Source organism: Pseudoalteromonas sp. UBA2102 (assembly GCF_002331165.1).
In the GTDB taxonomy this organism is placed as follows: Bacteria; Pseudomonadota; Gammaproteobacteria; order Enterobacterales; family Alteromonadaceae; genus Pseudoalteromonas; species Pseudoalteromonas atlantica.
In genome coordinates, this window is the sequence record NZ_DCYU01000063.1 from 1 (window position 1) to 21,686 (window position 21,686).

A 21,686-nucleotide genomic window follows, 5' to 3' on the forward strand; every position below is an offset into this window, starting at 1 on the left:
TGCTCTACTTGCTTTGCGCGGGCGTTGTCGAGTACTTGATCTAAGTTTAAATCTAGTTTGTCAAAATCAAGACGATCTAAATGGCAATGAGAATCTACAATCACTATACGGCCTGTATTGTTTTGGGTGTTAATTTTACCAATCCACAATAAGAGTTAATCAATTTTAGAGGTTAAAACTGGCGCTAACAGCGTTAAAATTTCTAATTTAAAACGACTAAATACCGAAGTTTTTAGTTTGTTATTGCACCGATTTTATTACCAAAAAAAATTACTTAATTAAGCACATTGGTATTACGATTTAACGGGCAAAATAGCCCATTAAGCTACATGGTATATGTTGGGTTACCAGAGTTTAACATAGTGCCTAATAGCTTTTCGATTTTAGCGTTTAGATTTGTTTTGTCATCTAAAAAGCTAATCCCTATACCGGGTGGGTTAGAGCTTTGTGCGCCTTGAGGCGTTATCCATGCAACTTTACCCGTTACAACGTCATCTTCTAGCGCATCTGGTAACGTCACTCTTAGTGCTAACGAGTAGCCAATTTCGTAGCGCATGTTGGTACGCACAAAAAGGCCCCCTTGTTTTAAATATGGCATGTAGCAGCGGTAAAGTTCGTCAAGGTTGTCTACATCAACTAAAAGCTCTTGCATAAGTATTCCTATTAAATGTGACGCAGGGCATGCGCTAAACGCGACACTGCTAGAGGTAAATTAAGCCCGAGTACCTCTGTGCTATTTTGTAAAAATTCATTCACCGCTTGCTGCGCACTTTGGTACGCGTCAAAACTTAAACCTTTTATAAGCTGCTGTTTTAATTGCTCGCTTAAAAATAATGTAAAAATGCGTATTAGCTCAGGTTGTTTATTAATTATATTAACAAGCGGACTAAAATTATGGCTTTGTTTAAACTCAGTTGCAAATTTATATAAAGTATCAATGTGTTGCAGTTGATCTTGCGCTTGCCACTGTTTAATTAACAGTGGTTGCGTATAAAATAAAGGTAACCACACATGATCATTTATATTTAAGTTGGCTAACCAGCTTTTGGCTTCATTGGGGTTAGTTACTTTAATGTCTGTTTTGGCGCAGCGGCTTAAAATAGTGGCAGGTAACTGCGCGGTATTGCTTGTTGTTAAAATTAAAAAGCGACTATTGCTGGGCTCTTCTAGCGTTTTTAGTAATGCGTTTGCCGCAGCCGTGGTCATTTTTTCGCAGTTTTCTATAATGGCTACTTTATTACCATTTTGCGCAGCAGAGTGGTTCATAAAATCGCTTATCGCGCGAATATCGTCTACACCAATGCTTTGCCCCTCAACTTGCGTTAAGCGTTTGTCTGGGTGGTTTCCGGCAAGCGTTAAAGCACAACTTTTACATTGGCCGCACGGGCTAAGCGTGCTGTTTTCGCGCTGCATGTGGGTATTAATATTTTGGCATAACAAACTATTTGCTAATTGTTCGCTTAGCTCAAACTTTCCTACTCCAATAGGCCCGCATAATAGCTGCGCATGATGAAAACGCTGTGCTTTGTAACTTTGCGCGAGCTGTTGCTCTACGCTATTAAGCCACGGCAATGCCATTACTATTTTAACCCTTCAAAAAAGGTGCGTAGTACGTTGGTTATATCGCGATGTACTTTATCAATACTTTGATTGGCATCAACCGTTTTTATTGAGCTATCGTCATTTGCCAGCTCAACATAACGCATACGCGTACGCTGAAAAAACTCTATGGCCTCTTGCTCTATCCTATCAAGCTCACCACGTCCTTTAGCACGCTCAAGACCGATTACTGGGTCTATATCTAGGTAAATGGTTAAATCAGGTTTTAACCCTTTTAACACCATAGACGACAAAGACGATAAGGTATTAGCGCTAATGCCGCGCCCGCCTCCTTGGTAAGCCTGAGATGACAAGTCGTGACGATCGGCTAATACCCACTGCCCGTTATTAAGTGCTGGGTTAATTACATTATGCATAAGTTGCGAGCGCGCTGCGTACATAATAAGTAATTCGGTTTCAAAGGCTATGTCTTCTTTGTGCTCTGCTTTTACAAGCGTTCGTAAAGACTCCGCAAGCGGCGTGCCTCCAGGCTCGCGCACGTTAATAAAGTCTATTTGTTTTTTGTTTAAAAAGTCTTGGCATAACGAAATAGCCGTTGATTTGCCCGCACCTTCAAGGCCTTCAATAACAATAAATTTTGGTTTCATATAAGGTTTAATTCGTTTTATTTAATATATACGTTTTAACTGCCGCGTTGTGTTGCTTTAACGTGGTTGAAAATTGATGACTGCCATCGCCCTTAGCCACAAAGTAAACATACTCTGATTGCGGTGGGTTAAGCGCTGCTAAAATAGCGGCTTTTGAGGGCATGGCAATGGGTGTAGGCGGCAGCCCGTTAATACGATACGTGTTATAGGGTGTGTAATCGCGTAAATCTTTTCGCTTAATGTCGCCGTCAAAATCCGCTCCTAGGCCGTATATTACGGTTGGGTCTGTTTGAAGGCGCATATTGGCGTTTAATCTATTTATAAATACAGCGGCTATTAGCGGGCGCTCACTGGCAAGGCCGGTTTCTTTTTCAATAATAGAGGCCATAATTAGCGCATCATATGCGTTTTTATAGGGTAGATTTTTTGCGCGCTTTGGCCATGCTTGCTCAAGTGTTTGCTGCATTTTAACGGCTGCTCGCTTTAGTAAACTACTAGCCGTATCACCGCTGTGGTAATGGTACGTATCTGGAAATAACCACCCTTCTAAATGGCCTTTTTCGCCTACTATTTGCTGCGAAAGTTGCTCTGTATTTAAGTTATTAGTTAAATGCGGCGCGCTATTAATGGCAGCTAATACTTCCCGTAAGTTTTGCCCTTCAATAATGGTAAAGCTAAAGCTAATTTGTTCACCGTTGTTTATTTTTTTTATGTTATTTATAACACTTGTATTAGTTAGTTGGTATAAACCTGCTTTTAAATCGGTTAGCGTTGGGTCAAGCTTTGCAATCACTTGGTAACGCCAGCAACTTTTTAACCAATCATTAGCCTCCCATTGCTTACAAAGTTGGTTAAAGCCCATACCTTTTTTTACTTCAAATTGCACAGGGGTAGCTATATTTAGCGGGCTTGTTATTGTTGCTTGTAATTGTTGATACCCTACTAGCGTTGTCACTAAAGCTAACAATAATACCGATAAAATAACTTTTAACACTTAGCCTCCTTGGCTAGTAATTCATTTAATAAACGCATGCTCTGCTCAACATTAAAGGGGTGTTGCTCAATACGGTTAACAGGCACTGCACCCATTAAACTATTACATATAAATACAGCGCGTGCTTGGGTTAGCTCATTTAGGCTAACGTGCTTAAATTCAACCGCTAATTTATCACATAACGATTGCAGATAAACCCCCTTTATACCGCATTGCTCAAGGCTAGGTGTGTAGAGTGTATTATTGCCAATTGCAAACACATTAGCGGCTGACGCTTCAATGACATTGTTTTGATGATCGAGCACTAAAACATCGTCGCACTGTTGAGATGCCATGGCATTTTTAATAAGCACTTGCTCTAAACGGTTAAGCGTTTTTAAGCCTGCAAGTAATGGCTGAGATGCTAATTTTATTGGGCTGAGAGCTAAACTTACTCCGCTTTTAGCTAATGCTGAGTAGTTTTGTGGAAACACTGATACTGTAATTAAAATGGTTAAATGGGTGTGTTGTGGTAATCCATAACCTCGCCCACCTTCTCCGCGGGTAACAACTACTTTAAGGACATTTAATTTGCAGCCAGTAATGGCTGTTTTAATATGCTGCTCAAGCTCAGTAAAATTAATGGCAGGAAACGCTAAACGCTCGGCGCATTCTATCAAACGTGCTTTATGGTATTGCCAATGCTCTACGTGCCCTGCAGTTACTTTGGCAGTGGTAAAAAAACCATCACCGTAGTTAAGGCCTCTATCCCGTGTATTAATCGCACTAGTATCATCGGTTGTTATTATTGTTTGCATATTGAATGGCTTGCATAAAAAAAGCCCAGTTAAACAACTGAGCTCTTATAATGTGGTTCGTTGTTAAAAAGGATTATACCTTTTTAAATAGCAACGAGCCATTAGTCCCACCAAAACCAAATGAGTTACACAGTGCAAAATCGAGTTTTGCATCACGTGCAGTGTGGGCTATGTAATCTAAGTCACAGCCTTCATCTGGGTTGTCTAGGTTAATGGTGGGCGATACTTTTTGATCGGCCAGCGATAAAATAGAAATAATAGACTCTACAGAACCCGCTGCACCTAATAGGTGCCCCATCATCGATTTAGACGAGCCAACCATTACATCTTTAGCTGCACTGCCAAAAATAGTTTTAACAGCTTGCGTTTCGGCTTTGTCGCCTGCATTAGTTGATGTACCGTGTGCGTTAATGTAACCAACTTGGTCTGCATTTACTTGTGCATCGTTTAATGCATTTTGCATAGCAAGTGCCGCACCTGCACCATCTTCCGGTGGCGAGGTCATGTGATACGCATCACCGCTCATACCAAAGCCAACAAGCTCAGCATAAATTTTAGCGCCACGGGCTTTAGCGTGTTCATACTCTTCTACTACAACAACACCTGCACCATCAGATAGTACAAAACCATCGCGGTCTTTATCCCACGGACGCGACGCAGCTTGTGGGTCGTCGTTACGGGTAGAAAGCGCACGTGCAGCATTAAAGCCACCCATACCAATAGGTGTACAGGCTTTTTCTGCGCCACCGGCAACCATCGCATCGGCATCGCCGTAAGCAATCATACGCGCTGCATGGCCAATATTGTGCAGGCCTGTAGTACATGCCGTCACAATAGAAATATTAGGACCACGTAAACCATGCATCATTGATAAATGGCCCGAGATCATATTAATAATGGTTGATGGCACATAAAATGGAGAAAGCTTACGTGGGCCACTGTTAAGTAGCTTTATGTGGTTTTCTTCAATTAGGGTCAATCCACCAATGCCTGAACCTACTGCAACACCAATACGTGTTGCGTTTTGTTCAGTAACTTCAAGACCTGAGTCTTGAAAGGCTTGAACACCCGCTGCAATGCCGTACTGAATAAATAAGTCCATTTTTTTAGTATCTTTCGCTGACATGTATGCAGTTGCATCAAAGTCATTTATGAGTCCAGCGAATTTAGTACCAAATTTTGATGTATCAAAGTGGGTTATATTTTGTATACCACTTTTACCATCTAATAAGCCTTGCCAGGTAGATTGCACATCATTACCTAGCGGCGTCAACATTCCTAAGCCAGTTACGACGACTCGACGTTTAGCCACGGTTTGCCTCCAATAAGGGATATTTAAACCAATTGATTAAAATAGTATTATTTTAGTAAGTCGTTTAACTTACTAAGTTCAAATCTATTGGCATTACAAAGGGAATTCATACCCAAGCGACCTCAAAGTGCGAGTCTCAAATTCAACTAAAGATGTGCTATTACAAATGAATGCAGTAGAGAGTAAAAGCGGGTGAATTTGAATCATGAACTTTGAGGTGGTTTGGATATATAGATTAAAGGCAGCGAATGCTGCCTTTAATATGCGATTAATTACTCAGCGTGAGCTGATACGTAATCGATTGCAGATTGTACTGTAGTGATCTTTTCAGCTTCTTCATCTGGGATCTCAGTATCAAACTCTTCTTCAAGAGCCATAACTAGTTCAACAGTATCAAGAGAATCTGCACCTAGGTCGTCTACGAAAGAAGCTTCGTTTTTAACTTCTTCTTCTTTAACACCTAGCTGTTCGATGATAATTTTTTTTACGCGTTCTTGGATATCGCTCATTCTTCTTTCCTTTATTAAAAACGCCAATGCGTTATTTTCAGATTGCGGCGTAGTTTACGCCGCATAATTCTCTGATTCAATGATTTGACCATAAATAATTGTCTGGTCAAACCTCTGAGTGTTTGTTTTGTCTTTTATCGCTTATTTTCACAGCGATTTCAAGTATGTTTAAAGCAAGAACATAAAAATTTCAATGTTTTTGAGGTCACTTACTTAAGTTATTTTTAGCATTTACTTTTAACAATGGCGGTTAAACCATGTACATCGCGCCATTTACATGCAAAGTCTCGCCAGATACATACGCAGCGGCGTCAGATGCTAAATAACACACTGCCGCTGCTATTTCATCAGGCTGACCTAATCGACCTGCTGGTACATTAGCAAGGGTGGCCGCTTTTTGATCTTCTGTTAGCTCATCGGTCATATCAGTTTGAATAAAACCAGGGGCTACTACATTTACTGTAATGCCGCGCGATGCAACTTCGCGTGCAAGCGATTTAGAAAAGCCAATAACACCCGCTTTAGCTGCCGCGTAGTTAGCTTGGCCTGCATTACCCATAGTGCCCACAACTGAGCCAATATTAATAATACGGCCGTTCTTTTTCTTCATCATTGGGCGTAATACCGCTTTAGATAAACGGAAGATAGAGCTTAAGTTAGTGTCGATAATATCGTCCCACTCACCGTCTTTCATACGCATTAATAAATTATCACGGGTAATACCTGCGTTATTTACAAGTACGTCAACATCGCCTAAGTCGGCTTTTATTGCTGCTAATGTCGCCTCAATCGATGCAGGATCGGTTACGTTTAAAGCATAACCCTTACCGTTATCACCTAAGTAATCGCTAATTTTAGCCGCGCCTGACTCACTCGTAGCAGTACCTGCTACTTTTGCGCCTTGCGCTACTAAAGTGTTTGCAATTGCTTTACCAATACCACGGCTTGCGCCAGTAATTAGGACAACTTTGCCCTCTAATGAAAATAAATTAGTCATTTTATATTCTCTTATTTTGCAGCGTCGATAGCAGCAGCGTCATTTACTGAGCCACATACCATTGCTTTATCAATTCGTTTTGCTAGGCCAGTTAATACTTTACCTGGGCCAAATTCGTAGCTTTGCGTAATGCCTTGAGCAACTAAAGCCTGTACTGTTTCTGTCCAACGAACTGGGCTGTATAGTTGACGTACCAATGCATCTTTAATTGCATCAGCCGAGCTTTGTGCTTTTACATCAACATTATTAATTACATCACACTTAGGTGTATTAAATGTTAAAGCGGCTAAATCGTTGGCAAGTTTTTCAGCCGCTGGTTTCATTAGTTCACAATGTGAAGGCACGCTTACACTCAGTGGTAAGGCACGTTTTGCGCCGGCATCTTTACACGCTTGTGAAGCTCTATCAACAGCAGCTTTATGCCCTGCAATAACAACTTGCCCTGGTGAGTTATAATTTACCGGTGAAACAACCTCGCCTTGTGCAGACTCTTCACATGCTGTTTTTATTTGCTCATCGCCTAAACCAATAATGGCAGCCATAGAGCCTACGCCCGCAGGTACAGCTTCTTGCATGTATAAGCCACGGTTTTCAACAAGTTTTACCGCTTCACCTAGGCTAATGACGTCACTACATACCAATGCAGAGTATTCACCTAAGCTGTGACCAGCCATAACCACATCCACATCTGGGTTTGCAGCTAACCAGTGGCGGTAAATTGCCACGCTTGCTGTTAATAAAGCAGGTTGAGTGCGGTGAGTTTGATTAAGTTCTTCTTCTGGGCCATTTAGTACAAGCGCTGCTAAATCGTAGCCAAGTGCGCTTGACGCTTCGTTAAAGGTTGCTTTTACAATGTCAGAGCTCTCTAGTAGCTCGCTTAACATGCCAACGCTTTGTGAGCCCTGACCAGGAAATAGAAGTGCAATTTTTTGTGCCATACTTTGCTCTTTTTAATTAAACAAAAATTTAGTGTAACTACGGCACCTAAACGTTATTCGGCCGCCGAGTTTTTAGAATGTGTTTTTTCGAAAATAGCGGCTATTTTATCTGGAAGTTGACGTTCAACCTCTTTTACCGCTTCATCGATTGCTGCTTGAAATGCTTTTGCTGATGCATTTCCATGGCTTTTAACGACAATACCGCGCAATCCTACCAGAGAAGCGCCGTTATACTGGTCGGGGTTCACCCGATTATAGAGTTTTTTTATGATAGGACTTAAAATAAACGCCATGCATTTGTAAATTAAGTGCTTTTCTAGGGCGCTTGTAAACTTTTTCATGATCAGTTTAGCAATGCCTTCGCAGGTTTTTAATGCAACGTTTCCGACAAACCCTTCACACACAATGACATCGGCTTTACCCGAAAAAATATCACTGCCTTCACTGTAACCCGTGTAATTAATATAAGGGCTTTGCTGCATAAGCTGCGCTGCTTGCTTTATGGCTTCATGGCCTTTTATGTCTTCTGAGCCAATATTAAGTAAACTCACTTTAGGGTTATCGCAGCCAAGAGCTTGGCCTGCTACTACCGAGCCCATAATGCCAAATTGATAAAGTATTTCTGAATCACAATGCACATTAGCGCCTAAATCAAGCAGATAAACTGGATTTTTTCGCTCTGTAGGAACGGCCGATATTAATGCGGGGCGTTTAACGCCAGGCAGCATTTTTAATACGTAATGAGCCATAAAAAATAAAGCGCCGGTGTTACCCGAGCTTACACAGGCTTGTGCTTCACCCGATTTAACTAAATCAAGGGCGACACGCATAGAGGAGTCTTTTTTTGAACGCACAGCTAAAGCGGGTTCGCAAGCATTAGTGACAACTTCGCTGCAATGGCGAATAATTAAACGTGGGTGTGAAAGTGAATCGAGGGATTCTAATTGATTAGTAATTACTTGCTCGTTGCCACATAAAATGAGTGTTAAATTGGCATGAGCATTTACTGCGTAAACGGCAGCGGGGATAGATGAACGGGGGCCATAATCGCCCCCCATCATATCTAACGCTATGGTTAGATTAGTCAGCATAAAGCAATCTCTTAGTTAGAAATTACTTGAACGCCTTTGTAGTAACCGTCAGCAGTTACATGGTGACGACGATGAGTCTCACCTGAAGTTTGGTCAACTGTTAAAGTTGGACCGTTGATCGCATCGTGTGAACGGCGCATGCCGCGTCTTGCACGAGACTTTTTGCTTTTTTGTACAGCCATTAGTCTTCTCCTAAGAATCTTTCTTAAGTTGTTTCAAAATATCAAATGGATTTGGTTTATCATCTTCCGCCTTTAGTACACCAAAGCTAGCAGGCTTTGATGAGTAATTGCACGAAGCTTCGTTGTGTGTAGGCACTAATGGCACTGCTAAAATTAGCTCGTCTTCGATTAACTCAAACACGTTAATTTCACCGTTATCATCAAGCGCTACTTCATCGTAGACTTCAGGAAGATCATCTGACTCAGCATCCAAACCAACAGGCGAATACATAAAGTCTTGATCCAAATCCAACCCTAAATCATCATTACAACGCTGACAAGTTACAGTTACGTGTGTAGACAAATTGCCACTAATCACAACTAAACCTTGCTCATCGGTTTTGCACTGAATTTTTACCGCTATTTCACCTACTTCTTCCTGTACAACACCTCGTAAACGAGCAAGTTTTTCAAGCGGTACAATACCATCGTAAGTTAAACGGTGTTGCGCTGCTTTCCCAGGATGAAGAGTGATGGGAATTTTTACCTTTTGCATAGGGGCTGCATCATATAGATAGTTAATTGGTTAGTCAAAGCAAAAAAGCATTTTTACATGGTTTTTCACGTGTTTTCATTACGGATCTGATTTATCCTAACTCAAACTAATTTTAATTAGGATAATAATTTATGAAGCACCCGCTTATATTAGCGTCAAGCTCGCCATTTAGGCAGTCTTTATTGCAAAAATTTAATCTGCCATTTAGTACTTTTTCGCCTGATATTGACGAAACCGCCATACCAAACGAAACCCCTGAGCAACTTGTTAAGCGCCTAAGCGAGCGTAAAGCGCGTGCCGCTTGCGATCATTTTGTTAAAGGCCTTGCAATCGGCTCCGACCAAGTGGCCGTATTTGATGGGCAAATACTTGGTAAACCTCATAATAAAGAAAACGCCATAAAGCAGCTTTCTTTGTTTAGCGGCCAAACTGTTACGTTTTTAACTGGCCTATGTGTTTACGATATTGCTAGCGATAAAGCAAAAACGTTAATAGAGCCTTTTGAAGTAGTATTTAGAACACTCATCAAAGAGCAAGTAGAAGCCTACTGCGATGCAGAGCAGCCTTATAACTGTGCTGGGAGTTTTAAAAGTGAAGGATTAGGGATTTGCTTATTTGAAAAATTAAACGGAGACGATCCTAATAGCTTAATAGGCTTGCCTCTTATTAAACTCAGCCAGCTATTGGCTGAGTTTAATCTCGACATACTCGCCGCGCAACCTTAGCCAAGTAGTATGCGTTGCAGCTGCTGATAATTATCAACGGTTGCAACGGGGCTAAACTCACTTAACTGCGCTGCACTGTGTACGCCCATGGTAACGCCAATTCTATCTATGTTGGCTGCCTGTGCCATGGCCATATCTATTTTTGTATCCCCAATCATGAGTGCTTCGTCGGCATTTATTGCTAATTCAGCTAATAGTTGTTCAAGCATATCGGGGGAAGGTTTAGAGCGTGCTTCATCACTTGTGCGCGTGGCACTAAAGTAATGCCCTAACTGAGTTTGCTCTAATAAACGCATTAAACCAGCACGCCCTTTACCGGTGGCAATCGCTAAAATAACCCCTTGTGCTTTTAACGCACTTAGTACATTTTCTACATTATCAAATACAGGGGTGGCAGTCGTATCAACACGGTATTGCTGTTTATAGCCGTTAATTAATGCGGGATGCTGCGCTACATCGTCAGGAAATAGCACCTCAATAGCAAGTTCAAGCGACATACCAATAATATTTTTAATTGCAGTGTCGCTCGGCGGCTCAATATTAAGCGCCAACGCACTGTGACGAATACAATTAACAATTTTGCTAATTGAGTCCATTACAGTGCCATCCCAATCAAAAATAACCAGTTTATATTTTTTTAATACAGCGGTGGTCATTACGCTTTAGCATCTCTTAATTTTAAAATACAACTTTTAAGTGCGTTATCAAGCGGCGCCTCTACGCGCATGGTAGTTTCGTTTTTAGGGTGATAAAAGCTTAAATCGTGGGCGTGTAAAAATAAGCGGTTTAAGCCTATTTTGCGCATTGATACATCAAACCCTTGGTCGCCGTATTTATCATCGCACGCAATAGGGTGGCCTTTACACTGTGTATGAACACGAATTTGGTGAGTACGTCCAGTCACAGGTGAGGCTTGCACTAACGAGCACTCGTTAAAACGCTCAAGTACTCTAAAGCGAGTATGTGAAGGTTTACCTTCGTTATTGTCTACACGCACTACTCGCTCGCCCGACTTGAGGGTGTTTTTACGTAGCCCTTCGGTCACATTTTTAACCGACGAATCCCACTGCCCTGTTACCAACGCCCAGTAATTTTTTTCCATTGTTTTTTCACGCAGCTGCTCATGTAATGCGGTAAGTACCGAGCGACGCTTTGAAATTAATAAACACCCCGATGTGTCTCTATCAAGCCTATGTACTAGCTCTAAACTGCGTTCATCTGGGCGTAATACGCGTAGTGCTTCTATTAAACCGTAGCTTAAACCACTGCCGCCATGTACAGCCATGCCCGAAGGTTTATTAATTACAATAAGGTATTTATCTTCAAAGAGTATTGCGTCTTCTAATTGCTTCACTTTATCGAGCTTTTTAGGCACAAACTCTTCGCGCTCTGCTACTTTAATTGGCGGAATACGCACTACATCATCAAGCTGTAATTTGTAAACTGGCTTAATACGCTTTTTATTAACGCGTACCTCGCCTTTGCGTAAAATTTTATAAACAGCGCTTTTAGGCACCCCTTTTAAATGGGTAATAAGAAAGTTATCAATACGCTGACCTAAATGGTCTTCGTTGATTGTGACAAAAGTTACTTGTAAGCCGGTTTTTTCTGACATTGCCTAATCACTGATTTAAGTAAAATAATTTAGTTGCTAACACGGTTATAATAGTGGGATAATCAGCAGCGCAAATATTTAGTATTTGCAAATAACAACGGTGCTTTTTAACACATTAAAACATTCGTGATGCACATTCTGGGTAGCCGATCATACAGATCCGAGTTAAGTTTTCCAAAGCTTTTATGCCTACTCAGTTAACACGTGCGATCAACTAACAGTAATGCGCGTAATATATTACTGGTTAAGTTTGAACATGAATTTACATTTAATGCAAAAATAAAAGCAATGAACAAATAATTTGTTTGATAGTGACGACGTAAAAACGTTGTTCAGCATTTGCTCACACGTAGTACCGTATAGCAGCTTATTTAGAACTAAAAATCTAGCAAATAAGCGTTTATTAACATTCGGCAGCGAACTTTGCTCGCAAGTACATAGAAAATACTCATCGTATTTAAGTTACTTAACGAGCCCTACGCGCCTAACATAAACGTACTAAAAAGATTGATATGACAGGCCAACTTCTGGGTAAAACTTGTAAAGAGCGTAAGAGCCGACAGTTTTAGCACCATAAAGAATTTAATAACGTAAGCGTACGTTATTGTTAGCCAGCATTTAAAAAATACTGCATACACATTACAGAGCGTTCCGTTACAGACCCAGTCGTGAGGCTGCACATTCTAAAAAAAGGAACAACTGAACAGGCGAACACGTTTCGTCATGTCAGCGACAAAAAATAAGTAGAGTAACAATATGAAACGTATGCTAATCAATGCAACGCAGCAAGAAGAAATGCGCGTAGCACTGGTTGACGGCCAGCGCCTATATGATTTAGATATAGAAAGCCCAGGTCACGAACAGAAAAAAGCCAATATTTATAAAGGCAAAATCACACGCATTGAACCCTCTTTAGAAGCGGCTTTCGTAGATTACGGCGCCGATCGTCATGGTTTCCTTCCTTTAAAAGAAATTGCCCGTACTTACTTCCCACAAGGTTACACTTTTCATGGACGCCCAAATATTCGCGACGTGATTAAAGAAGGCCAAGAAGTAATTGTACAAGTTGATAAAGAAGAGCGCGGCCAAAAAGGCGCAGCACTTACTACCTTTATCAGCGTAGCGGGTAGCTACTTAGTGCTAATGCCAAACAACCCTCGTGCAGGCGGTATTTCTCGTCGTATTGAAGGCGATGAGCGTACAGACCTTAAAGAAGCACTTAGCCGTTTAGAACTTCCTAAAGGTATGGGCTTAATTGTACGCACAGCAGGTGTTGGCAAATCGTTTGAAGAGTTAAACTACGATTTAAAAGCACTTTTAGTCCATTGGGATGCAATTCAACAAGCAGCCGACAGTGCTAAAGCGCCGTTTTTGATTCACCAAGAAAGCAATGTAATTTTCCGCGCTATTCGCGATTATTTACGTCGTGATATTGGTGAAATATTAATTGATAAACCACGTGTATTTGAAGAAGCTAAAGCGCACATTGAGCGTTTTCGCCCTGACTTTATGAGCCGCGTAAAGCTTTATCAAGGCGACACGCCATTATTTACGCATTACCAAATTGAAAGCCAAATTGAGTCTGCGTTCCAACGTGAAGTACGTTTGCCTTCAGGTGGTTCAATTGTAATTGACCCAACAGAAGCGCTCACCTCTATTGATATCAACTCGTCTAAAGCAACAAAAGGCGGAGATATCGAAGAAACAGCACTGAATACTAACTTAGAAGCGGCTGATGAAATTGCGCGTCAATTACGTCTTCGCGACTTAGGTGGCTTAATTGTTATCGACTTTATCGATATGACACCGCCACGCCATCAGCGTGAAGTAGAAAACCGCTTAAAAGATGCCGCTCGTCCAGATCGTGCGCGTGTACAAATTGGTAAAATTTCGCGCTTTGGTTTACTTGAAATGTCGCGCCAGCGTTTGCGACCTTCACTAGGTGAAGCAAGCCAAGGCCCATGTCCGCGTTGTAGCGGCCAAGGTACTATTCGTTCTAACGAGTCTATCGCCTTGTCTATTTTGCGTTTAATTGAAGAAGAAGCAATTAAAGACAACACAGCACAAGTAAATGCACAAGTGCCTGTAGCGGTTGCCGCTTATTTATTAAACGAGCAGCGCAGAAGCGTTCATCGTATTGAAAAGCATCATAAATGTGATGTGGTTATTATTCCTAATCAACATATGGAAACACCACACTACGAAGTGATGCGTTTACGTAAAGACGAAACACTAGAAACAGTAAGTTACGAGCAAGTTGTTGCACCTGAGCCAGAATCGTTCGAAATGGCTAAACCAGCAGCTGCGCCTGTTCGTGAAGAGCCGATGCTTAAAGGTGTTGTTATGCCTTCAACGCCAGCGCCACAAGCTAAAGTAGACAAACCAGCAGCGCCTGTTGCTGTACCTAAGGTTGAAGGTGGCCTATTGGCTGCTATTGGTAATTGGTTTAAGTCGTTATTTGCTGGTGAAAGCGAAGAAGAAAAGCAAGCAAAAGAAAAAGCTGAGCAAGAAAAGCAACAGCAAACACGTAATAACAATCGCCGTGGTAACAGTGACAACCGTCGCCGCAATAACAACCAGCGTCGTCGTAATAACTCTCGCTCTAAACCTCGTGGTGAACGTCCTGCTGAAGAAGAAGTGAAAACTGAATCTACCGCGAACGAAAGCCAAGAGAAAAACGAGAACCGCAATAAGCGCCGTCGTAATCCTAACTCGCGTAAGCGTAACGATAACCGTAATAACGACAATCGTACTGCAGACAAAGAGCAAGTAAAAACAGACGCAAAAGCGAATGAAACTGAGGCTAAGCAAAGCACTGAGCCTAAAGAGCAGAAGCCAAAAGTTCGCCGTCAACGTCGTAATGTTCGCAAAAAAATACGTATCCAAGATGAAAATACTGAGCAAGTAAAAGCATCTGATACGACTGAGCAACCACAGCAAAGCACTGAAACAGCTAAAATAGAGCAGCCTAAAGCGCAAGAGCAAGCGCCAGCAGCAAAGCAAACTGCAAATGAGCAAAAGTCAGAGCAAACAAAACCTGCACCTGTGAAAGAGCAAGCGCCTAAGGCACAACCTGAGCAAGAAGAAAAGCCAGTAGCTGCAGCGTCAACTGACGAAGCAAACTCTGAAGATGAGCAAGGGCAAACACGTACGCGTTCACGCCGTTCTCCTCGTCACCTTCGCGCTTCGGGCCAGCGTCGCCGTCGTCCTGAGCAAGGTGAAGCTACAGAAGAAAAAGCAGATGAAGCTCCGGCATTTGTGCCAGTAGCAGATCAAGCTGCCGCTGAGTATGAGGCAGAGCTAAAAGCAAAAGCTGAACAGCCAACCTCAAACGATGCATCAGAAAATGTTGAGCAAGCGTTAGCTGTAGAAGACTTAGCTAAAGTTGAAGCTGCTCCTAAAGCAGAGCAACCAACAGCCAATGACGATGCAGTACAAACTGTTGATCCTGAAACAGCTGAAGAGCCAGTTGTTGTTACTGAGCAACCAATAACAACATCTGAGCCTGTGAAATCAGAGCCTGAAGTAGCTGAGCAACCAGCAACACCAGAGCCTGTTAAAGCTGAGCCTGAAGTAGCTGAACAACCAGCAACACCAGAGCCTGTTAAAGCAGAGCCTGAAGTAGCTGAACAACCAGCAACACCAGAGCCTGTTAAAGCGGAGCCTGAAGTAGCTGAGCAACCAGCAACACCAGAACCTGTTAAAGCAGAGCCTGAAGTAGTTGAGCAACCAGCGAAACCTGAGCCTGTTAAAGCAGAGACTGAAGTAGCTGAGCAAAAAGATGCCAATGCAAAAACGGTTATTAGCAAAGGGGCTGCAAGCGCACCTATGGCTCAACCGACACCAGTTGCTGATAGCGACGTAAAGCATACATCAGTTGCCATGGCACACGATAAACGTGAGTTAGTTCCTGATAGTGGCTTACGCGCAGGGTCAATTAAACCTGCAGGTCGTGCTAGTTCAGACATGACTAAAACAATGAGCGCTGAGTAACCCTTAGCCTCATTAAAAAGCCGCGCTATGTAAAATAGCGCGGCTTTTTTGTTTTAATACCTGTCTTGTCCTGAAAGGTATTTTCTCATTTGCTCCTCTTTCGCTTCTCTTTGTGCAATAGATCTTCATGTGTTTTTATTAGTAAAAAATTAAAAAAACCAAAACGCTGATTCTCGCGTGAGCAAGCTTCACGCCTACGGGCGAAATTTCATACAGTGAATTTTAAATTGTACACTCAGCTTGTTGGCGTGATGGGCAAAGCCCGTAATAAACGCATATTCACAAAGAGGATAAGAGACGCTTCACTTTTAGAGTGAGTAATAAAGCTAAACAAGCTAATATGAAAGAGCTCAGCTATTAAACAATAGCTTGTATTTTCTCACTTACTCCTCTTTCACTACTCTTTGTGCAATAGACTTTTAAGTGGCTTTATTACCTGGCAAAAATAAAAAAGCGCGATATAAATATCGCGCTCTTAAATCGGCTTTTAACTAGATCAAATGAGTTTATTCGCTTTCATTTTCCATAAAGCGCTGTAACTGATCTTTTAAGTTTGGTGGAATGCCTTTAATAACCAGTGTATCGGTCGCTTCATTGTAAGTTACGCGCTCACCTAAATGTTTACGCTCAAAACTAACACTAACACCGCCCCCTAAACCCGAAAACTTAACCATACTGGTCACCGTTTTTTTATCGACCGGGAAAGAGTCTTCTAAATCGTAACTTTGCTCTTTGCAAAAGTTATCAAACGGACTATCGTCACCTTTCGTTAGCGTAGCCGAGAGCTCAGTAACGCTTGCATCTTCACCTGTGGTCACACAATCGTTACAGTAATCAAATACTTGCTTACGTAACTCGTCTTTTTCTGATTTATCGAATGATTGCTCCGATAAATAGTCTTCAACGGCATTAAGCATCACTTGGCTTTGTTGTTTAGGGTCTATGCCCTCTTCACAACCTAAAAAGTCTAAGAAAAAGTCTGCTACTTTTCGCCCTGCTCGCCCTTTAATAAAAGAGATATAGCGATTGTCCTCAGCTTGAGTATCCCACGCGGTTAAATCGATACGTGCAGCTAGTTGCATGCGCGATATATCTAAGTGGCGAGACGCTGCTAAATCAAGCTCAGAGGTCATGCTGTAGTGCTCTTTAATATTGATCATAGCTATTAGCATGTAATCAGTAGCCACATACTGATAATGACAAAATACTAAGTAGCCTGTTTCGCTAAAGGCGTATTTATCTAACTCTTCTTTTAAAACAGTGGATGCCTGCTCGGTCATGTGCCAAAAGCCTAACTCGTCATTACGATAGCTTTGCATTGCCGAGGCTACAACACTGTTTTTATCGCCACTAAATGCACAGTAGCCTTTACCTGGCTTTGAGTTGTATGCATGATGAAGTTGTTCGATAAAAACAGCGACTTTATCGTTTATCACCATTTCATCGTTTCGTAGGTGAATTTGCGTATCGTCGTCTTTTTTGTCTACATAATGAACGACTAATTTTTTAACGTCTGTTGTCATCTTTGTTTTTCACGCCTCTGGTGTTAAAATACGAGAATATAACTCTTTTATTGAACCAACTGATGCCAATCTTATCAAAATACTCTAATGAAGAAGTAGAACAAATCGTCGATCAGCTCATTGATGTGCTAACGCAACACAATGCGCCGGTTGATTTAAGCCTTATGTGTTTAGGAAATTCTATCACGCATATCCTAAAAGAGCATGTACCTGCAGGGAAAAGACAAGCCGTAACTGAGAACTTTGCAAAAGCACTTGCTCAGTCGGTTAAATAAATTATATGAATTTATCGCAGCACAATCAGTTTTCGTCTAAAGCGAGTCAGTTATTAAGTTGGGGCCACTGGTTCACTTTTGCAAATATTGGCTTAGCGCTTTTTATTAGCCTAAGCTTTTTATTTGCAGATTCACCGCCAACTAGCTTTATGGGTATTACCTATATGTTAGTGACGTGGTTAAGCCATACGAGCTTTATCGCTTTTTTAGCATTTGTGCTGACGGTATTTCCTTTAAGCTTAGTGTTTCCCTACCCTCGACATATTCGAGGTATGGCTGCCGTTATTGCTACGCTTGGGGCGTCTATTTTAACGCTTGATGCGTATGTATACGTTAATTTGGGCTATCATTTAAGCTCTTCTGCGCTACCGGAAATCATTTCCTTACTGTGGCATCGTCTAACTAGCTCGCCCGCCCTTACTACATTGTTAGCCGGGGGGATTGTTTTACTCATTTTAGGCTTCCAGTTAGTTGTAAGTAACTATACATGGCAGCACTTAGCACGTTTAAAACAACTTAAGTTTGCACGTTTTGCCAGCTCGTTTTTAGTATTATGTTTTGCACTTAGCCACAGTATTCACATTTGGGCAGATGCAAATTTAAAGTTTGATATAACGAAGCAAGATAACGTTTTACCGCTGTCGTACCCTACGACCGCTAAAAGTTTATTAGCAAAAAATGATTTGCTCGACATTGAAAGCTATAAACAAGCTCACAATGTAAGAATTAATAACCAAAATATTAATTACCAAATACCTGCGCCAATGCAAAAATGTGAAGATTACACTGCGCAGCAAGTCGATATTTTTGTATTTGATACCAACGAGCAGTTAAAACGCTTTGTTGCCAAGCATAAAAACCTACATAAAACTGATCAGTTTTTACAGCCAACACACCATGGCGATAGCTTGTTTAGTTTAGTGTATGGCTTACCTTCTTTTTATAAAATGGCTATTTTATCAGAGCAAACCTTACCCGCGTGGCAAAGTCAGCGCAGAAGCATAGAGCTTGCTGGAATTGAAAAGCTAAACTTTATAAACGATCAAGCGCATTCAAACAGCGCAATTAAAATCATTAAAGGTGAAGATAATCCGTCTCCTCGCAGTGACGACACCCATATTTTTGCGTTTAGCTTAGCTAATAATAGCTCGGAAGTAGTTACATCATCGGTTTTATATAGCTCAGATAAGAGAATAGCCAAGGTAGATGGGCTTATTCAACCCAGTGATATTATTGCAACCAGTGTAGGCCAATACTTAAACTGTAAGTCTGTGGTTAAACAAACCATGCTAGGTGAAAACCTGTATAAGAAAAAAACGGACACTGGCGTTAATTACTCGCAAGGCGTAGTTATTGCTTACAAAAAAGATAGAATTACGCTAATAGATTCAGACGGTAACTATAAAAATATATCTGCCGCTGAAGGTTTTTCTATTGAGCAAAGCCTCGATATCCCGTTTTTAGTACAAAGTATTAAAAAGCTAAAAACCTACACACAATAGCCCTATGCCTTAACCTAGCTTGCTATAACACCAAGCTAGGTTATATTTACTAAATCATAGTAAACACTCAGGGATGAACTTAATGCAAAAACACACACTTTTTTTATGCGCAGTAATGGTATGCCCACTTTCTCTGCATGCGCAAAATGCCACAACTTACTATAAATGCGTGACAAAAAACGGCACTATCTTTTCGCAATTCCCTTGTAACGATAACGCTACCGCCTACACAATTAATACTGTATCGGGAATTAATACTGCACCAGCGCAAGACTACACAAAAGAGCTAAACGCATTAGAGCGCGAACGGATTGTGCTTGACCTGCAAGCAGAGCTGAGAAGTAATACTAATAAATTAGCGATTATAAAACGTAAAAAAGACCGCGCAGAATACAACCAACAACAGCGCCTCAATCGTATTTTAGATGACGAGGACAAAAAGTTAATTAGCAAAGATATTACCAAGCAATTAAAAATAATAAATAAAGATCATAAAAAGCAAACCACCGAAATTGAAAAGCGCATTAAAAAATTAGAGAAAAAAATAGCCTCCTACCAATAACTTGGCTTTTGCCATCACACTCAATTATGCTTTAAGCTAAAAGTATAAAAACTGAGAATATTTATCTTGGTTTTAATCTTAAAATAACATAACCTTAACAACTATAGAGTTAAAGCTCTAACGTGTATAACGCTACAGCACCACTAACATTTATAAATGCTGTACTAAAATCGTTATATACCCTTTTTAAGGAGTGTTTATGCAGCCACGCCACATAGCTGAATTAATTTTAACGGGTTTTAAAAAGCATTATCAGCTGTTTCAAAAAACCACCGCCCAAGCCCCGCTTGCCTTTGCAAAGCGCGATTGGCAGCAAATTAATGAAATTAGTAAACTGCGTATTAGTTACTACGATGACAGAGTAAACGAAACCACTAAAGCATTAAAACAAGCACAGTTAACTGAGCAATTAGATGAGCAGCTTTGGCTTGAAGTAAAAATACTGTACCAACGCTTTTTATGCTTTCATCCTCAAGCTGAACTTGCCGAAACATTTTATAACTCAGTATTTTGCCGTTTGTACCACAGACGCTATTTTCATAACGACTTTATATTTGTACAAGCCACATTAAAAGATGCCCCTGCCATTCCTGTTGAGGCAGAGTACCGCAGCTACTTTCCAGTGGTGGATGGTTTAAAGCCCACAATAAAGCGTATTATTGAGCATTTTGATTTTAAAGCCCCGTTTGTAAATTTAGAGCGGGATATACGTTTGCTCGTAAAGGCATTTTACAAACAAGCACCCGACACTCACCACCAGCCTTGGCAAATGCGCTTTGATATTTTGCACGCGCCTTTTTATCGTAACAAAGCAGCTTACATAGTCGGCCGAGTGGTCTCTCAAAGTGGTGTGCAGCCTTTTATTATTGCAGTACTGCACCATGAAAATAGAGGCTTATACCTCGATGCGCTATTAACCAAATCATCGCAAATGCGGGTGATTTTTGGCTTTGCACGGGCTTATTTTATGGTTGAAACCCATGCGCCCTCAGCCATGGTGCGATTTTTAAATCAACTTATGCCTAATAAAACACTCGCTGAGCTTTATAATGCCATTGGGTTTCATAAACAAGGTAAGACTGAGTTTTACCGTGAATTTTTACATCACTTGTCTCACTCAGACGATAACTTTATTATAGCGCCAGGCACACCAGGCATGGTGATGATGGTATTTACGCTGCCCTCTTTTGGCTATGTATTTAAAGTAATTAAAGATAAGTTTGGCGAAAGCAAACCGTTTGGCCGCGAGACCGTGCTTAAACGCTATCAACTGGTAAAAAGCCATGATCGGGTTGGCCGCATGGCTGATACCATAGAATACTCTAACGTCGTATTTCCTTTGGCACGCTTTGATAGTAATTTACTGGCACAGCTACATAAAACCATTGGCTCATCTATGGTAATTGAAGGCCCGTGGCTTATTATCAAGCATTTATATATTGAAAGGCGCATGACACCGCTTAATTTATTTTTAGAAAACGCCAGCGAAGAAAGTGCTGCCGATGCAATAGAAGAGTACGGCCAAGCACTTAAAGAAATGATTGCGGTAAATATTTTCCCAGGCGATATGCTGCTTAAAAACTTTGGGGTAAGCAAACACAAGCGCATTATTTTTTACGACTACGATGAGGTTCAATACCTAACAGATATGAACTTTAGGGCCTTACCTAAGGCCAAAAGCTATGATGATTACTTAACTGATGAACAAAGTTACTCAGTTGCGCCGCAAGATGTTTTTCCTGAGCAACTTTGTACCTTTGTTATGCCAAACCCAAAGTACAAACAGTTTTTGCTCAGTACACACCCCGAGCTTGTTGATGTTAGTTTTTGGAAGCAAGCTCAGCAAAATATAAAAAAGGGTCATGTTAGTCACATATACCCATACCCGACAGCACAACGCTTTATTCATCACTGGTAAGCGTTAAAGGA

The 21,686-nt window shown here is 41.2% G+C and carries 21 protein-coding genes and 1 pseudogene; 6 read left to right on the forward strand and 16 right to left on the reverse strand.

Annotation, left to right across the window (positions count from 1 at the left end; translation table 11 throughout):
- The 13 genes and pseudogenes from B2R65_RS08340 to yceD all read right to left on the reverse strand — a co-directional run.
- Nucleotides 1-104, reverse strand: a pseudogene (locus tag B2R65_RS08340) (metal-dependent hydrolase); the annotation flags it as partial.
- Between the two features lie 221 nt (nucleotides 105-325).
- Complete coding sequence (locus B2R65_RS08345) at nucleotides 326-652, reverse strand: PilZ domain-containing protein (protein WP_055018382.1); 327 nt, start codon at nucleotides 650-652, stop codon at nucleotides 326-328.
- Between the two features lie 11 nt (nucleotides 653-663).
- Entirely contained in the window at nucleotides 664-1,578 is a 915-nt protein-coding gene (locus B2R65_RS08350) for a DNA polymerase III subunit (protein ID WP_286741871.1), read from the reverse strand.
- A gap of 2 nt (nucleotides 1,579-1,580) precedes the next feature.
- Nucleotides 1,581-2,207 (reverse strand): dTMP kinase, encoded by a 627-nt coding sequence (gene tmk, locus B2R65_RS08355; protein WP_055015057.1) that lies wholly within the window; start codon nucleotides 2,205-2,207, stop codon nucleotides 1,581-1,583.
- 7 nt (nucleotides 2,208-2,214) lie between these two features.
- Nucleotides 2,215-3,201 (reverse strand): endolytic transglycosylase MltG, encoded by a 987-nt coding sequence (gene mltG, locus B2R65_RS08360; RefSeq protein ID WP_286741874.1) that lies wholly within the window; start codon nucleotides 3,199-3,201, stop codon nucleotides 2,215-2,217.
- Entirely contained in the window at nucleotides 3,195-3,998 is an 804-nt protein-coding gene (gene pabC, locus B2R65_RS08365; RefSeq protein ID WP_286741876.1) for an aminodeoxychorismate lyase, read from the reverse strand. The genes mltG and pabC overlap by 7 nt, the downstream gene beginning before the upstream one ends.
- 73 nt (nucleotides 3,999-4,071) lie before the next feature.
- A complete protein-coding gene (fabF, locus tag B2R65_RS08370; protein ID WP_286741877.1) occupies nucleotides 4,072-5,310 on the reverse strand; it encodes a beta-ketoacyl-ACP synthase II in 1,239 nt (412 codons plus the stop codon).
- 272 nt (nucleotides 5,311-5,582) lie between these two features.
- Complete coding sequence (gene acpP / locus B2R65_RS08375) at nucleotides 5,583-5,819, reverse strand: acyl carrier protein (protein ID WP_004587690.1); 237 nt, start codon at nucleotides 5,817-5,819, stop codon at nucleotides 5,583-5,585.
- 250 nt (nucleotides 5,820-6,069) lie between these two features.
- On the reverse strand, nucleotides 6,070-6,816 hold the full coding sequence (gene fabG / locus B2R65_RS08380) for a 3-oxoacyl-ACP reductase FabG (protein WP_004587689.1): 747 nt from the start codon (nucleotides 6,814-6,816) through the stop codon (nucleotides 6,070-6,072).
- 11 nt (nucleotides 6,817-6,827) lie between these two features.
- Nucleotides 6,828-7,754, reverse strand: coding sequence for an ACP S-malonyltransferase (fabD, locus tag B2R65_RS08385; protein WP_286741880.1), 927 nt, complete (start codon nucleotides 7,752-7,754; stop codon nucleotides 6,828-6,830).
- A 53-nt stretch (nucleotides 7,755-7,807) separates the two neighbouring features.
- A complete protein-coding gene (gene plsX, locus B2R65_RS08390) occupies nucleotides 7,808-8,845 on the reverse strand; it encodes a phosphate acyltransferase PlsX (RefSeq protein WP_286741882.1) in 1,038 nt (345 codons plus the stop codon).
- An 11-nt stretch (nucleotides 8,846-8,856) separates the two neighbouring features.
- Nucleotides 8,857-9,027 carry a 50S ribosomal protein L32 gene (gene rpmF / locus B2R65_RS08395; RefSeq protein ID WP_004587686.1) on the reverse strand — a complete coding sequence of 57 codons (171 nt, stop codon included), beginning with the start codon at nucleotides 9,025-9,027 and terminating at the stop codon, nucleotides 8,857-8,859.
- Between the two features lie 10 nt (nucleotides 9,028-9,037).
- Nucleotides 9,038-9,562, reverse strand: a complete 525-nt coding sequence (gene yceD, locus B2R65_RS08400) for a 23S rRNA accumulation protein YceD (protein ID WP_286741891.1) — start codon at nucleotides 9,560-9,562, stop codon at nucleotides 9,038-9,040.
- A 131-nt stretch (nucleotides 9,563-9,693) separates the two neighbouring features.
- Between yceD and B2R65_RS08405 the strand changes: the two genes are divergently transcribed.
- The gene (locus tag B2R65_RS08405; protein WP_286741893.1) at nucleotides 9,694-10,287 is read left to right on the forward strand and encodes a Maf family protein; all 594 of its coding nucleotides are present in this window, start codon (nucleotides 9,694-9,696) and stop codon (nucleotides 10,285-10,287) included.
- On the opposite strand, the gene B2R65_RS08410 is transcribed toward B2R65_RS08405, so the two are convergent.
- Complete coding sequence (locus tag B2R65_RS08410) at nucleotides 10,284-10,943, reverse strand: HAD-IA family hydrolase (protein WP_286741895.1); 660 nt, start codon at nucleotides 10,941-10,943, stop codon at nucleotides 10,284-10,286. The genes B2R65_RS08405 and B2R65_RS08410 overlap by 4 nt on opposite strands.
- Complete coding sequence (rluC, locus tag B2R65_RS08415) at nucleotides 10,943-11,902, reverse strand: 23S rRNA pseudouridine(955/2504/2580) synthase RluC (RefSeq protein WP_004587682.1); 960 nt, start codon at nucleotides 11,900-11,902, stop codon at nucleotides 10,943-10,945. The genes B2R65_RS08410 and rluC overlap by 1 nt, the downstream gene beginning before the upstream one ends.
- 756 nt (nucleotides 11,903-12,658) lie before the next feature.
- On the opposite strand from rluC, the gene rne reads away from it, so the two are divergent.
- A complete protein-coding gene (gene rne / locus B2R65_RS08420) occupies nucleotides 12,659-15,895 on the forward strand; it encodes a ribonuclease E (protein WP_286741897.1) in 3,237 nt (1,078 codons plus the stop codon).
- Nucleotides 15,896-16,401: 506 nt separating this feature from the next.
- Here rne and yejK read toward each other — a convergent pair.
- The gene (yejK, locus tag B2R65_RS08425; RefSeq protein WP_004588924.1) at nucleotides 16,402-17,418 is read right to left on the reverse strand and encodes a nucleoid-associated protein YejK; all 1,017 of its coding nucleotides are present in this window, start codon (nucleotides 17,416-17,418) and stop codon (nucleotides 16,402-16,404) included.
- Between the two features lie 62 nt (nucleotides 17,419-17,480).
- On the opposite strand from yejK, the gene B2R65_RS08430 reads away from it, so the two are divergent.
- The 4 genes from B2R65_RS08430 to aceK all read left to right on the forward strand — a co-directional run bounded on the left by B2R65_RS08430 (nucleotide 17,481) and on the right by aceK (nucleotide 21,675).
- Complete coding sequence (locus tag B2R65_RS08430) at nucleotides 17,481-17,693, forward strand: YejL family protein (protein WP_004588923.1); 213 nt, start codon at nucleotides 17,481-17,483, stop codon at nucleotides 17,691-17,693.
- A gap of 5 nt (nucleotides 17,694-17,698) precedes the next feature.
- Nucleotides 17,699-19,195: a DUF3413 domain-containing protein gene (locus B2R65_RS08435; RefSeq protein ID WP_004588922.1), complete on the forward strand. Its 1,497-nt coding sequence runs from the start codon at nucleotides 17,699-17,701 to the stop codon at nucleotides 19,193-19,195.
- Between the two features lie 82 nt (nucleotides 19,196-19,277).
- A complete protein-coding gene (locus B2R65_RS08440) occupies nucleotides 19,278-19,757 on the forward strand; it encodes a hypothetical protein (protein ID WP_029772054.1) in 480 nt (159 codons plus the stop codon).
- Nucleotides 19,758-19,956: 199 nt separating this feature from the next.
- Nucleotides 19,957-21,675, forward strand: a complete 1,719-nt coding sequence (gene aceK, locus B2R65_RS08445; protein ID WP_286741903.1) for a bifunctional isocitrate dehydrogenase kinase/phosphatase — start codon at nucleotides 19,957-19,959, stop codon at nucleotides 21,673-21,675.
- Nucleotides 21,676-21,686: the final 11 nt, after the last annotated feature.

Bases quoted from the DNA above. Each gene is read 5' to 3' on its own strand.
- B2R65_RS08345 (WP_055018382.1), bottom strand. From the start codon at position 652: ATGCAAGAGCTTTTAGTTGATGTAGACAACCTTGACGAACTTTACCGC.
- B2R65_RS08350 (WP_286741871.1), bottom strand. From the start codon at position 1,578: ATGGCATTGCCGTGGCTTAATAGCGTAGAGCAACAGCTCGCGCAAAGT.
- tmk (WP_055015057.1), bottom strand. From the start codon at position 2,207: ATGAAACCAAAATTTATTGTTATTGAAGGCCTTGAAGGTGCGGGCAAA.
- pabC (WP_286741876.1), bottom strand. From the start codon at position 3,998: ATGCAAACAATAATAACAACCGATGATACTAGTGCGATTAATACACGG.
- acpP (WP_004587690.1), bottom strand. From the start codon at position 5,819: ATGAGCGATATCCAAGAACGCGTAAAAAAAATTATCATCGAACAGCTA.
- fabG (WP_004587689.1), bottom strand. From the start codon at position 6,816: ATGACTAATTTATTTTCATTAGAGGGCAAAGTTGTCCTAATTACTGGC.
- fabD (WP_286741880.1), bottom strand. From the start codon at position 7,754: ATGGCACAAAAAATTGCACTTCTATTTCCTGGTCAGGGCTCACAAAGC.
- plsX (WP_286741882.1), bottom strand. From the start codon at position 8,845: ATGCTGACTAATCTAACCATAGCGTTAGATATGATGGGGGGCGATTAT.
- rpmF (WP_004587686.1), bottom strand. From the start codon at position 9,027: ATGGCTGTACAAAAAAGCAAAAAGTCTCGTGCAAGACGCGGCATGCGC.
- yceD (WP_286741891.1), bottom strand. From the start codon at position 9,562: ATGCAAAAGGTAAAAATTCCCATCACTCTTCATCCTGGGAAAGCAGCG.
- B2R65_RS08405 (WP_286741893.1), top strand. From the start codon at position 9,694: ATGAAGCACCCGCTTATATTAGCGTCAAGCTCGCCATTTAGGCAGTCT.
- B2R65_RS08410 (WP_286741895.1), bottom strand. From the start codon at position 10,943: ATGACCACCGCTGTATTAAAAAAATATAAACTGGTTATTTTTGATTGG.
- rluC (WP_004587682.1), bottom strand. From the start codon at position 11,902: ATGTCAGAAAAAACCGGCTTACAAGTAACTTTTGTCACAATCAACGAA.
- rne (WP_286741897.1), top strand. From the start codon at position 12,659: ATGAAACGTATGCTAATCAATGCAACGCAGCAAGAAGAAATGCGCGTA.
- yejK (WP_004588924.1), bottom strand. From the start codon at position 17,418: ATGACAACAGACGTTAAAAAATTAGTCGTTCATTATGTAGACAAAAAA.
- B2R65_RS08430 (WP_004588923.1), top strand. From the start codon at position 17,481: ATGCCAATCTTATCAAAATACTCTAATGAAGAAGTAGAACAAATCGTC.
- B2R65_RS08435 (WP_004588922.1), top strand. From the start codon at position 17,699: ATGAATTTATCGCAGCACAATCAGTTTTCGTCTAAAGCGAGTCAGTTA.
- B2R65_RS08440 (WP_029772054.1), top strand. From the start codon at position 19,278: ATGCAAAAACACACACTTTTTTTATGCGCAGTAATGGTATGCCCACTT.
- aceK (WP_286741903.1), top strand. From the start codon at position 19,957: ATGCAGCCACGCCACATAGCTGAATTAATTTTAACGGGTTTTAAAAAG.